This is a genomic window from Chamaesiphon sp. GL140_3_metabinner_50 (assembly GCF_025361915.1).
Classification (GTDB): Bacteria; Cyanobacteriota; Cyanobacteriia; order Cyanobacteriales; family Chamaesiphonaceae; genus Chamaesiphon.
Genome location: NZ_JANYJC010000289.1, coordinates 1 through 11,937, shown reverse-complemented (window position 1 = coordinate 11,937; position 11,937 = coordinate 1). Strand labels below are relative to the sequence as shown.

The 11,937-nt window shown below is 46.6% G+C and carries 12 protein-coding genes; 6 read left to right on the top strand and 6 right to left on the bottom strand.

Translation table 11 applies throughout. From position 1 onward, the window contains the following. Positions 1-100: 100 nt before the first annotated feature. Positions 101-1,018: an o-succinylbenzoate synthase gene (locus Q0R35_RS14025; RefSeq protein ID WP_295619379.1), complete on the bottom strand. Its 918-nt coding sequence runs from the start codon at positions 1,016-1,018 to the stop codon at positions 101-103. Between the two features lie 159 nt (positions 1,019-1,177). Here Q0R35_RS14025 and Q0R35_RS14020 point away from each other — a divergent pair, with 159 nt between their 5' ends. The 5 genes from Q0R35_RS14020 to Q0R35_RS14000 all read left to right on the top strand — a co-directional run bounded on the left by Q0R35_RS14020 (position 1,178) and on the right by Q0R35_RS14000 (position 7,556). After that, complete coding sequence (locus Q0R35_RS14020; protein ID WP_295619376.1) at positions 1,178-2,419, top strand: glycogen/starch/alpha-glucan phosphorylase; 1,242 nt, start codon at positions 1,178-1,180, stop codon at positions 2,417-2,419. 141 nt (positions 2,420-2,560) lie between these two features. Next, positions 2,561-4,960 carry a GAF domain-containing protein gene (locus Q0R35_RS14015; protein WP_295619373.1) on the top strand — a complete coding sequence of 800 codons (2,400 nt, stop codon included), beginning with the start codon at positions 2,561-2,563 and terminating at the stop codon, positions 4,958-4,960. Further along, positions 4,935-5,375 carry a response regulator gene (locus Q0R35_RS14010; RefSeq protein WP_295619368.1) on the top strand — a complete coding sequence of 147 codons (441 nt, stop codon included), beginning with the start codon at positions 4,935-4,937 and terminating at the stop codon, positions 5,373-5,375. Before Q0R35_RS14015 ends, Q0R35_RS14010 begins: the two co-directional genes overlap by 26 nt. A 109-nt stretch (positions 5,376-5,484) precedes the next feature. Next, positions 5,485-5,946 carry a response regulator gene (locus tag Q0R35_RS14005; protein WP_295619365.1) on the top strand — a complete coding sequence of 154 codons (462 nt, stop codon included), beginning with the start codon at positions 5,485-5,487 and terminating at the stop codon, positions 5,944-5,946. Further along, entirely contained in the window at positions 5,910-7,556 is a 1,647-nt protein-coding gene (locus Q0R35_RS14000) for a PAS domain S-box protein (RefSeq protein WP_295619362.1), read from the top strand. Before Q0R35_RS14005 ends, Q0R35_RS14000 begins: the two co-directional genes overlap by 37 nt. A 503-nt stretch (positions 7,557-8,059) precedes the next feature. On the opposite strand, the gene aroQ is transcribed toward Q0R35_RS14000, so the two are convergent. From aroQ to pgsA, 3 genes are all read right to left on the bottom strand, one after another. After that, entirely contained in the window at positions 8,060-8,536 is a 477-nt protein-coding gene (gene aroQ, locus Q0R35_RS13995; protein WP_295619359.1) for a type II 3-dehydroquinate dehydratase, read from the bottom strand. Between the two features lie 16 nt (positions 8,537-8,552). Then, the gene (locus Q0R35_RS13990; protein ID WP_295619356.1) at positions 8,553-8,693 is read right to left on the bottom strand and encodes a hypothetical protein; all 141 of its coding nucleotides are present in this window, start codon (positions 8,691-8,693) and stop codon (positions 8,553-8,555) included. Positions 8,694-8,997: 304 nt separating this feature from the next. After that, positions 8,998-9,546, bottom strand: a complete 549-nt coding sequence (gene pgsA, locus Q0R35_RS13985) for a CDP-diacylglycerol--glycerol-3-phosphate 3-phosphatidyltransferase (RefSeq protein ID WP_295619353.1) — start codon at positions 9,544-9,546, stop codon at positions 8,998-9,000. A gap of 224 nt (positions 9,547-9,770) precedes the next feature. Here pgsA and Q0R35_RS13980 point away from each other — a divergent pair, with 224 nt between their 5' ends. Beyond that, entirely contained in the window at positions 9,771-10,487 is a 717-nt protein-coding gene (locus Q0R35_RS13980; RefSeq protein ID WP_295619350.1) for a Crp/Fnr family transcriptional regulator, read from the top strand. 49 nt (positions 10,488-10,536) lie between these two features. Here Q0R35_RS13980 and Q0R35_RS13975 read toward each other — a convergent pair whose 3' ends face one another. Next, on the bottom strand, positions 10,537-11,646 hold the full coding sequence (locus tag Q0R35_RS13975; RefSeq protein ID WP_295619347.1) for an S-(hydroxymethyl)glutathione dehydrogenase/class III alcohol dehydrogenase: 1,110 nt from the start codon (positions 11,644-11,646) through the stop codon (positions 10,537-10,539). 79 nt (positions 11,647-11,725) lie between these two features. Next, positions 11,726-11,848: a hypothetical protein gene (locus Q0R35_RS13970; RefSeq protein ID WP_295619344.1), complete on the bottom strand. Its 123-nt coding sequence runs from the start codon at positions 11,846-11,848 to the stop codon at positions 11,726-11,728. Positions 11,849-11,937 lie beyond the last annotated feature (89 nt).

Below are 11,937 nucleotides of genomic sequence, written 5' to 3'. Positions count from 1 at the left end.
TGCGTAGGTTGAGCCTCGAAACCCAACTCTGGAGGGATGTTGGGTTTCGAGGCTCAACCCAACCTACAGATATGCACTTCTTACTCCCATCTCCCATCTCTTACTCCTCAAACCAGTCATCGACTCCAAAGCCCATGCTGCGGGTGAGATTAAGGCTCGATGCCAGTTGTAGAGCGGCGGTTTTACCCACATTGGTTTCTAACACCGACGAAAACACCACATCGAGCTGGTGACGCTGAATAAATTCGGCTAATCGCCACGGAAACCCCGCAATACCCGGTTTGATGACATAAATACCCCGCCAACCGCTAGCATAAGTGGCTTGAATGCGATCGAACGTCGCGACAGATTCATCTAGGGCGATCGGGAGAGGATACTTTTGGGCTAGATCGATCGTTTCGGCGAGTAAATTGGGTGCTAGCGGTTGCTCGATAAACTCGATCTGCGGTTGGCAACTACCAGCACTCAGCCACTGCTCGGCTTGTGCATAGTTCAATCCGCCATTGGCATCGAGTCGAAGCTTTACACCTGGGGGTAGAGCCATCGTTAATTGTGCCCAGATTGCCAGCTCCTGGGCGATCGGCAGTACGCCAATCTTCCATTTAAAGGTAGCGTATCCTTGACTCAATAAGGCTGGCAAACAATCGATCGCAGCGGCACCTGAAGGTAATAGCGCGCTAATGTCTAGATTGGTGTGGCAGGGTAAATCTAAAGCGGGGTTAAAAGCGGTTAAGGCACTCCCAAACCCAAATTGGCAAGCAGGTAAACGATCGGGAATACCATAAATTTGACTGGTGGTAATCGTATCGCCGATGTGTTGACACCACTCGATCGCACTTTCGAGCGATTCGGAGCCAAACCACGGAATCGGCGCAATTTCACCCGATTGAGATCTACCTCGCTCGTCTGTAAGTTGCATAATTATCCCCGATCGCACTTTCCACTCGCCATGACTGGTAATCAGCGATCGCCTGAATGGACGATGATAAATTGAATATGTAAATCGATAACAATCCATCTTCCAAAATCCCTAAAATAGCTCGATCCTCACAAGTTCCTCACAATTGTCGATTAAAATGTCCACCTAGATAGGTAATCAACCATCCATCAGAATTCTCTGCAACAGAGAATACATTCAATCTTGACATCGATCGCGAACCTCGCAGGAATCTACATCATGATGGAAAGTATCAATTTTCGGGCAGGAATGAGTGCATTACTTCTACAAACTACTCAAGCCGCGTTGGCGGGGATGCCACAACGGGCGCGACTGAATACTGGGACTAGTTCGAGCGAGCATCTTAGTGGATTACGCTCGATCCCCCCTAAAGTGGCGCGCAATCGAGATCGGTGGTTGGTAGAGCATAATTTAATCCAAATTCGGCCGCCTGTAAAGACAGAACATCCGCCATCTGGCCCGCGTCACTGGTTATTGGGCAATCCGTGTCTGGCTAAATTAGTCACAACAGCCATTGGCGATCTTTGGATGACTCAGATCGAAGATCTCGAACAACTGATTCCCCTAGCTGACGATCTCCACTTCCAATCTCAGTGGCAAGCTGTCAAACGAGTAAATAAGTATGTATTAGCCCAAACTTTAAATCGGATGCAGGGAATCGAGATCGATGTCGATTCATTATTCGATCTTCAGCTCCAACCAATTGGCGGACAACACCGACAGCTATTAAATATTTTACATATTATTAATTTATGCGATCGGCTCAGGCAGTATCCCGACACCAAGATCGTCGCGCGGACATTTATTTTTGGCGAGTTGGACGAAGTTTGTGCAACTACAGCGGATGATGCTAACGAGTCTACCGATCCCGATTTCGATCGATCGATTGTCGCTTTAATTAAATCTTTAGCCGCAGTTATCGCTGCCGATCCAGATGTCAGCAAAAAATTGCAGGTAGTTTACGTTCCCGCCTCGGCTGGATTGACGACTCAGATGTATGCCGCCGCAGATGTTACCCAGCAAATTTCGACAGCAGCGATCGAAGATGTGAATCTAAAACAGATCGAGGCTACTGTCAACGGCGTGATTTCGATCGGCAGTTTGGGTAAAGCTAATTACTGGCTCCAACAGATTGTCGGCGCAGAAAATTGTTTTCGATTTGGATTGGCAATTCCCGAAATTGCCTTATTTAAGGAGTATGGGTACGATCCTGATAACTACTACAAATATTATCCTCAGATCCGACGCGCGATCGATTATTTGTTATCGGGGTATTTTACCCCCAAACAGCCGAACCTGGGTCGCTCGATCGTGTCAGCATTATTAGATAATGATGATGAGCAGATGGTGATGGCAGATTATATCTTCTATGCAGCTTGTCAAGCCCAAGTTAACGATACGTACGCGCAAGCATCGACATGGACGCGAATGTCTATTTTAAATGTGGCTGCGGTCGGATAAATTTTTAATAGAGCAACAGCATGAAGCATAAAAGTCGTTGGAAAACCATCACGAGCCGCCCCCAAATTTAGTCTGTCAAATTATCGTCGATCCGATTCGATCGGATCGGATCGTTATTCTCAATTCGCAGCCGATCGTCAGATGAAAAACATTGCCTCGACTAAGGTATCGATCGGCTTTATCTCAACAATACTAGTATTAGTGGCTAGTGCTGTTGTAGCTTACAACAGCATCAATTCTGTCGCCGAAAATAATCGATCGACAATTGCCAGCGGACGCATTCTCACGATGCTAGAAAAGATGATTTCTACTTTAAATAATGTAGAAATCGGTCAGCGAGAATACGCACTAACAAACAATCCTCAATATCTTACCGCTCGTCGGATCGATATCGACAGGTTACGGGAGCAGTCAAAGTCGTTGGTACAGTTAAAATCCGATCCGGCAAGATCGGCACTGAGCAATGCGCCAATGTCGCCGCAACTTACCGAATTAGAGCAAACCTTCGATCTTCACCTCAACGAATTAGCTGCCACAATCGCCTCTCGCCAGTCACGAGTACTAACCCCCGCGCGTCAAATCGTGCTAACCCAACAAGGGCAGCAAGCGATCGATCGCATCCGCCAAATGACGACGGATTTAAGTAGATCGGAACGAATCGCGCTCGATCGCATCCAAGCTCAGTCGAGACAGAGTTTAGCAGATACCCAAATTGCCTTCGGGATTTCGGGGTTGCTCGATTTATTATTACTGGCGATTTTGTATGGATTAGTCAACTGGGATTTAATTGACAAAGAACAAGCCGAATCAACATTGCGCGACTATGTTGCCGAATTTGAAGAGCTATACGACAGCGCACCATGTGGTTATTATTCGCTCGATGCCAATGGTAGATTTTTAAGGATCAATCGCACCGGGTTGCAAATGTTAGGTTATGAAGCAGCCGAAATTGTCGGGCAAAAACGGTTTGTAGATTTGCTTGCGCCAGAAAGTATTCACACATTTAACGATAATTTTGCGGTAGTCAAAACACGCGGCTGGATTCGAGATATCGAAATTCAGATGGTTCGTAAAGATGGCCAAATCGTGCCGATTAGCGCGACAGTTATCGCAATTCGTGACGAAAATGGTAACTATCTCAGTAGTAGAGCGACAATCATCGATATTAGCGATCGTGTGCGCTTGCGAAAGCAATCTCAACTATCTACCGAAATTTCCCAAAAAATTCGTCAATCTTTACAACTCGAAGAAATTTTACAGACTGCTGTCGAAGAAGTCCAAAAATTATTAGCAGTCGATCGCGTTTTAATATTTAGGTTCGATCCAGATGGCTCTGGGACTGTAGTTCAAGAGCAAGTCAACGCAGATTATCCCGCAGTACTGGGGAGTAAAATCGCCGATCCTTGTTTCGATCGCAGCTATTATGCCCGATATGCCCAAGGGCGGATTTATTCTATTGCCAATATTACTCAAGCCGGATATGTAGACTGTTATGTCGAATTTTTGCAGCAATTTGCAGTTAAGGCAAGTTCGATCGTGCCAATTTATTTGCGCGATGAATTGTGGGGTCTATTAATAGTCCATCACTGTCAGTCACCGCGACAATGGCACCCTAGAGAACTAGAAATTATGGTGCAAATTGCCAATCAAATTGGCATTGCCCTCGCTCAAGCGCAACTGCTCGAACGCGAACAGCTCCAACGCCAAGAATTAGTCAGATCTAATGCCGAATTAGAACAGTTCGCACACATTACGTCGCACGATCTTCAAGAACCGCTGCGGATGATTATTAGTTATCTGCAACTCTTATCGCGTCGCTATGAGGGCAAATTAGATGCCGATGCCGATGAATTTATCGGCTATGCCGTCGATGGTGCCACCAGAATGCAAGCCTTGATTCAGGCATTACTTAGCTATGCGCGCCTCAGTAGCCGCAAACAGCCCTTTGAGGCTGTCGATTGCAATATCGTAGTCCAAGATGCCATTGCTAACCTCTACGTGGCAATTAAAGAGAGTGGAGCGAAGATTTCGGTCGCGCCACTGCCGATAGTTTGGGGCGATGCCACTCAATTAATCCAGCTATTTCAAAACCTGATTGCCAATGCCATTAAATTTCGCGGTGAAATTCCACCCCAAATCGAAATTCGGGTTAAATTAGCCGATGCTTTTGGTGCAGCCGTCTCTGCCGATGCATCCTCATCGATCGCCGACGAGCTGGCGATGGCATCGGCTTGGTGCTTTTCAATTGCCGATAATGGCATCGGCATCGAACCTCAATATGCCGATCGCATCTTTACGATCTTTCAACGCTTACATACACAAGTCGCCTATCCCGGTACTGGCATGGGGTTAGCCATCTGCAAGAAAATTGTCGAACGTCATGGTGGTACAATTTGGGTGGAATCAACGCCCGATCGATCTAATTTAGAATCGCAGCATCCAAATATACAGCAAACTTGTGACGGAGCGATATTCTACTTTATAATCCCGGCAGTAGGTAGTACCACTCCGCAACATGCCCATAAACAGCCGCGCCATTGAAATTTTACTCGTCGAAGATAATCCAGGGGATGTCAATCTCACCCGTCTGGCTCTGGCCGATCGAGAAATCAATGTTCATTTAAGCGTAGTGGCAGATGGTGTAGAAGCGATGAATTTTCTCCACCGTCACGGCGAATATCGTCAGGCTATTCATCCCGATCTGATTTTACTAGATTGGAATTTACCCCGCAAAGATGGTCGAGAAGTCCTAGTTGAGATTAGAGCCGATGAAAGATTGCAGCGAATTCCGGTTGTCGTACTTACTACTTCCCAAGCTGAGGAAGATATTCTCAAGGCATACAATCTTCATGCCAATTGCTACATTACCAAGCCTGTAGATTTCGATCGATTCGTCCAAATCATCCAGTCGATCGAAGATTTCTGGTTCACGATCGTTCAATTACCTTCGGAATAGGTTTTAGGCTTTAGGTTTTAGGTTTTAGGTTTTAGAAACAATAGCACTCCTTACTCCCTACTTCTTACTCCTTACTCCTTACTCCCAGTCCCCATACCCAGAGCGCAGCATGACTACTGTCCTCAACATACTGCTAATTGAAGATAACCCTGGCGATATTCGATTATTGCAAGAAATCTTGCGAGAAGAGAGCGCGACCAAATGCTACATTACCCCCGTAATGACATTAACTGCCGCAATCGACCAATTATCGAAATGCACTGGAGATCGCCATAATTCCAGCCACAGCCAGTTCGATGTAATTTTGCTCGATCTATCCTTGCCAGATAGCCAGGGCATCGCTTCATTTCTAAATTTGTCCGATCGCAACTATAATATTCCGATTATCGTCCTGACGGGGCTAGACGACCAAGATCTGGCGATTTCTGCCGTGCAACAAGGCGCGCAAGATTACCTCGTCAAAGGACAAGTCGATAGTAACTTATTAATGCGATCGATTCGATATGCGATCTGCGCGAACGAGCCGAAGCTGCCGTGCGCCAAGCCAAAATCGAACTCGAACGACGAGTGATCGAACGTACTCGCGATCTCCAGCAAATCAACCATCGGCTCGAACTCGAATTGCTCGAACGCCAAAAAGCCGAAGCAGCACTAGATATTTCGAGATCGCGGTTTGCCGCAATTTTAGAAATTGCTAGCGATGCCATTATCGCCATCGATAGCGATCTCCAAATTACCTTGTTCAATCAAGGAGCCGAGCAAATTTTTGGTTATCCAGCCGCCGCCGCGATCGGGAAATCGTTAGATCTACTGCTCCCCACAGGTTTTATCGATGTCGATAATTGCCACCATTCGCAAATAACATCTGAGTCGGAATCTCATCTGGAGCCACCCCAGCAAACCAGAAGACAAGTTATCGGTACCAGAAACGATGGCACCCAATTCCCCGCCGAAGCTTCGATTTCGTATTTAGAACTGGGGACAGAAAAGGTGTGTACGATGATTCTCCGCGATGTCACCGAACGCCAACAGATCGAAAATGACTTGCGCGATGCGCTCCAAAAAGTCAACTTCCACTTCGAGAATTCGCCCTTTGCCGCGATCGAATGGGATCGTGAATTTAGAGTCAGTCGCTGGTCGGCAACTGCCGCCAAGATTTTTGGCTGGTCTGCTCCGCAAGTTATGGGCAAACGCCCCGATGAATGGCAATTTGTAATTCCTGAAGATGCCGAGCGGATCGCCCAAGTGAGGGCACGATTGATTTCTGGCTTAGAAACTAGCAACGTCACCATTAATCGTAACTATTGTCAAGATGGCACAATTATTAATTGCGAATGGTACAACTCCATTTTGCTAGATGATGCGGGTCAGATGGAGTCGGTATTTTCGTTGGTACTAGATGTCACCCATCGTCACCAGATCGAAAAGATGAAGGAAGAATTTATCGCGGTTGTCAGTCACGAGCTACGCACGCCGCTGACCTCAATTTATGGTTCGCTGAAAATGCTCGATAGCGGCTTGTTAAATCATCAACCAGAGAAGGAAAAACGGTTATTAACGATTGCGGTAGAGAGTACCGATCGCTTGATGCGGCTGGTCAATGATATTCTCGATATCGAGCGGATCGAGTCTGGTACGGTACCAATGGTCAAATCGGTCTGGAAGGTATCGGAATTAATGACCAAAACTGTTGAAGCGATCGAACCCCTCACCGATAAAGCTGGCATTAAGTTATGCGTCAGCAATACAGGCGGACAAGTTTGGGTAGATGGCGATCGGATGATTCAGACTTTTACCAATTTACTCGGTAATGCCATTAAGTTTTCACCTAGCAACAGTACGATCTGGTTTTCGGCTACTAAACGAGCCGGACAGATGTTATTTCAAGTTCGCGACTGTGGACGCGGAATTCCAGCAGATAAATTAGGGTTAATTTTCGAGCGATTTCAGCAAGTCGATGCTTCTGATGCCCGCAGTGGTGAAGGTACTGGCTTGGGTCTGGCGATTTGTCGGAGTATCATCCAGCAACATGGCGGTCAGATCTGGGTAGAAAGCATTCTGGGCGAAGGTAGTACGTTTTCGTGTATATTACCGCGATCGCCTTCAGCTCAAGATAGTCAGCCATCACAAGGGGTATCCACTACTCCCGCCTGGATTGGTTCTAGTGCTAGTCGCGCTTAACGTCATTGGATCGGGATGTCCGTTGAAGGTAGCTTCTGATTAAAGAATGTATGACTCCCAGCTTCGTTTACGCACCGCCCTGAAATAAATTTGCAGATGCGCGTACGCCTCTGTTCCCCGACGGTTGAGCGCAACCTTGCAGTGGCTAATAGCTCAAGTTCGTTGAAACGAACTACCAAATTAATCAGTTCGTTGAAATAAACCTTTGCTATTGGCTCTTACAAAAATTTTTCAGTTCACTTCAGTGAACTTCTGCTATTAGCCCCTGCTTGGTGCGCTAAACCGTCGGGAAACCCGACGAGCGCGCATCCGCAAATTCATTTCAGGGCGGTGTCTGAGCGAAGCAAATAGATTCTGGCATTTTTAGATTTATGTATAGAACCACCCTGGATTACTGAGGAGACAGGGGCTGGGAGCGAAAAGTGCGTTCATAAGGTTCCCCCATGTCAAGCACCTTTTCAAGAGAAACTGGATAAATTCTCAATCCAAAATCTTCCTAAATCCTAAAACCTAATCCCTGACTTTAAATGAACGATTAAAGCTTGCAAACCGAGCTGATAACTGTGCGCGCCAAAACCACTAATCTGACCGATAACGATCGGGGCTAAGTATGAATGGTGGCGGAATTCTTCGCGCTTGTAAATATTACTTAAATGAACTTCTACCGTCGGAATTTTCACCGCAGAGATCGCATCGCGAATGGCAATACTAGTGTGCGTATGTGCGCCAGCATTAATGACAATTCCATCGTGAAGCTCGCGCGCGTCATGGATTTTATCGACCAAGCTGCCTTCATGGTTGGATTGAAAAGACTCGATCGCGGTATTAAACGACCGACCCAACTCAATTAGTTGGGTATCGATCTGCGCTAGAGTTGAAACTCCATATATGTCTGGCTCCCGCAATCCTAATAAATTGAGATTTGGGCCGTGTAAAACTAGAATGCTCAATTGAGGAGCATTACTATCGATCTCTACCATTTACTCAGTCTCCTAACTATCTCGATCTCCGCAGTCTGTCGTCTACAGGGATGGGGATTAGTTCTGGTTCTGGCTGCATTTCTGGGCCTAATATTGCTTCAATTAACTTGCCAGCCCAGTGCTTGATTTTTTCGAGCACTCTTTCGATATATTCCATCAGATAGCTTACTCCAAGAACGACCTAACCGAAACCAGGATATCTACCGACCATTCAGGTGAGGTCCGATCGGGTGAATCACAAGTTTGGGTCACTTACTGTTACCTATTGTAAAGCTAAATCTCATGAAGATGTGGGAGCGATTTGGCAGCTCGTCGGCGCAAACTAAGACTCATTCTCACCTGAACCCCATGCCTAGAAGACATTTGCACCCATAATACAACCAATAAATTCAAGTTATTAATTAAATATTAAGATCGTCATAAAACATTTCGATCGGAGGATAATCGCCGATTGCGATCGGCTACAATCCTTCCTCAGATTGAGTTTTAGGCGGAAGCAGATAAATTAAGCCAGAAATGAGAGTCAAAGCGACAGAGATCCAAAAAGCGGCTAATCCATAAAAATGCCAGTTGTCAATTTGCCAGGGGAAAGACGTTGACGAGATGGGTGCAATGAGGATTGCGATCGCGATAATTTGGCTGACAGTCTTGATTTTGCCCCAATTATTGGCACCACTAATCTGAGTTTTACCGACTCGCCACCCGGCGATCGTCAGTTCTCTGGTGAGAATTAAACAAACCCCCACTGCTGGTACTAAATGTAATTCGATGAGGATTAATAGCGGAATCAAAATTAGCAACTTATCAACCAACGGATCTAAAAATTTACCCAGATCGGTGACTAGATCTAGTTTACGAGCAACGTAACCATCCAACCAGTCAGTCAAAGCAGCCAGTAAAAATACCCCAAAACCCACCCACCGAATGCTCGATCGATCGCTATAAAGGCAATAAACAACGATCGGTAAACCCAATAGCCGCGAAAGTGTAATCGAGTTTGGTAAATTCATCGTCTTAAATGGTGGGAAGAGGTGATTTTATGGGCATACTAGTTTAAGCCGTCAGTCCATAGCACTACAAATATAGATTACCTCTCAAGGAGGCAATGCTCAGGTAATCGGGGGATAATGACAAAGTGTAAACGCTCTTGCTTTTGTAAATAAAGTTGTCACAGCAAGCTGCGAATTGCTGGGGCTGCATCAGTTCTCCTTTTGAGTAGATTGAAACCCAGAGTATGGATAATAGATACAACAACATTCAAGCACCAGCACAGCTTTCCGTTAGGGAAGCGATGGCTTCGATACCGTTCCTGAGTGAATTACCAGCCGCCGCGATCGAACCAGTACTCGATCGAACTGCCATTCGCCATCACCCAGCCAATCAAATGATTTTACTGGAAAATGACTGGGGTAGCTCGGTTTACTTTGTCTTGAGCGGCTGGCTCAAAATTCGGACTTATAATGCCGACGGGCGTGAAATTACGCTCAATATTGTCGGTAGGGGCGAAATTGTCGGCGAAATGGCAGCATTAGAGCCAGTCCCCCGATCTACAGATGTATTGAGCTTAACTCCAGCCACGATCGTCAATATTCCCGCCGAAGATTTTGTTAGACTGCTCAAAACCGAACCCCTAGCCGGAATTAGGCTGGCACAACTAATGGCGAGAAGATTGCGCCAAGTCAATCGCCGTCTGCGGTTGCGCGAATCGAATAGTGCCTCCCGCGTTGCCGATACGCTGTTATTTTTAGTTGAAGGGCAAGGTAAATCTGTGGCGAGTGGTGGTGTCGAGATTCCCAATCTACCACACCGCGAACTCAGCAGCATGAGCGGTTTAGCCCGCGAAACTGTCACCCGCGTACTCACCAAAATGGAAGCAGCAAAACTAATTTCTCGCGATCGTGATATCCTCCTCATTCCCGATGTTGCAGCTTTAGAAGCAAGTATCGTCTAGTGGATAGTGGATAGTGATATTCCTACTCTTTACTCCTTACTCCCCGCTCCTAGAACGTTAAAATCGATCGAATCGCCTCACCCCGGTGCATTGCATCAAAGGCATCATTTACCCGATCGATCGGCATTATCTCACTAATCAAATCGTCGATATTAATTTTCCCATCCATATACCAATCGACGATTTTGGGCACATCCGTGCGCCCCTTAGCCCCTCCAAAAGCCGTACCCTTCCAAACCCGCCCCGTTACCAATTGAAAGGGTCTGGTGGCGATTTCTTGCCCTGCTCCAGCCACGCCGACGATCGTACTCACGCCCCAACCTTTATGACAGCATTCCAGAGCCTGACGCATCAGTGTGGTATTGCCGATACACTCAAAACTATAGTCAGCACCACCCTTAGTCAAATCCACTAAATAGGGCACTAAATCGCCCTCAACTTCCTGCGGATTGACAAAATGAGTCATCCCAAATTTTTCAGCAAGAGGACGTTTAGCCGGATTGATATCTACGCCGATAATCATATTTGCCCCCACCATTCGCGCCGCCTGAATTACATTCAAACCTACGCCACCCAACCCAAATACCACCACATTCGCACCCGACTCGACTTTGGCAGTATTAATCACCGCGCCAATCCCCGTCGTTACCCCGCAACCGATTAAACATACCTTCTCAAATGGTGCATCAGGGCGAATTTTCGCTAGGGCAATTTCGGGAACTACCGTATAGTTAGCAAAAGTCGAAGTCCCCATATAATGGTGCAACATCTTCCCCTCATAAGAAAAACGACTGCTCCCATCGGGCATCACCCCTCGCCCTTGCGTGAGCCGAATCGCTTGACAGAGATTAGTTTTACCACTGAGGCAATAATCGCAGTGACGACACTCCGGCACATATAAAGGAATCACCCGATCGCCCGGTTTAAGGCTCGTGACACCCGATCCAATCTCGACAACTACCCCCGCCCCCTCATGCCCCAATATCGCAGGGAATAAGCCCTCTGGGTCGGCTCCAGATAGGGTATAAGCATCGGTATGACATACTCCTGTAGCCTTAATTTCGACGAGGACTTCTCCCGCCTGTGGCGGCGCGAGATCGACGGTGGTAATTTCTAATGGTTTACCTGCTTGGAAGGCAACAGCGGCTTTAACTTGCATGGTTAGGTGTAGAGTGTGGGCTTATTACTATTCAAACAGATTTTGAGGGAGCGGGCGATCGTTTTTAGGATAGGCTACGCTAACGATCTCCATACATCGCAGTTACACTTAGGTTGAGAGTCGCCTGGAGACTGAAGTCTCCGCTGATGATGCAAAGTCCGCCTTCGCGGACTAATAAGTACCTAGACAAAATTAATTGCATAATTCTCTCCAAATTCTCTAAGAATTTTTTCGACAGACAATACAAGAGCTTGCCAGCTAGAATAAGCATTTATTTCAATCCATTCATAT

What these genes read in the sequence shown, in the direction of transcription:
- Q0R35_RS14005 (WP_295619365.1), top strand. Translation starts at nt 5,485, where the DNA reads ATGACTACTGTCCTCAACATACTGCTAATTGAAGATAACCCTGGCGAT.
- Q0R35_RS13980 (WP_295619350.1), top strand. Translation starts at nt 9,771, where the DNA reads ATGGATAATAGATACAACAACATTCAAGCACCAGCACAGCTTTCCGTT.
- Q0R35_RS13975 (WP_295619347.1), bottom strand. Translation starts at nt 11,646, where the DNA reads ATGCAAGTTAAAGCCGCTGTTGCCTTCCAAGCAGGTAAACCATTAGAA.
- Q0R35_RS13990 (WP_295619356.1), bottom strand. Translation starts at nt 8,693, where the DNA reads ATGGAATATATCGAAAGAGTGCTCGAAAAAATCAAGCACTGGGCTGGC.
- Q0R35_RS14025 (WP_295619379.1), bottom strand. Translation starts at nt 1,018, where the DNA reads ATGGATTGTTATCGATTTACATATTCAATTTATCATCGTCCATTCAGG.
- pgsA (WP_295619353.1), bottom strand. Translation starts at nt 9,546, where the DNA reads ATGAATTTACCAAACTCGATTACACTTTCGCGGCTATTGGGTTTACCG.
- Q0R35_RS14020 (WP_295619376.1), top strand. Translation starts at nt 1,178, where the DNA reads ATGATGGAAAGTATCAATTTTCGGGCAGGAATGAGTGCATTACTTCTA.
- Q0R35_RS14015 (WP_295619373.1), top strand. Translation starts at nt 2,561, where the DNA reads ATGAAAAACATTGCCTCGACTAAGGTATCGATCGGCTTTATCTCAACA.
- Q0R35_RS14010 (WP_295619368.1), top strand. Translation starts at nt 4,935, where the DNA reads ATGCCCATAAACAGCCGCGCCATTGAAATTTTACTCGTCGAAGATAAT.
- Q0R35_RS13970 (WP_295619344.1), bottom strand. Translation starts at nt 11,848, where the DNA reads ATGCAATTAATTTTGTCTAGGTACTTATTAGTCCGCGAAGGCGGACTT.
- aroQ (WP_295619359.1), bottom strand. Translation starts at nt 8,536, where the DNA reads ATGGTAGAGATCGATAGTAATGCTCCTCAATTGAGCATTCTAGTTTTA.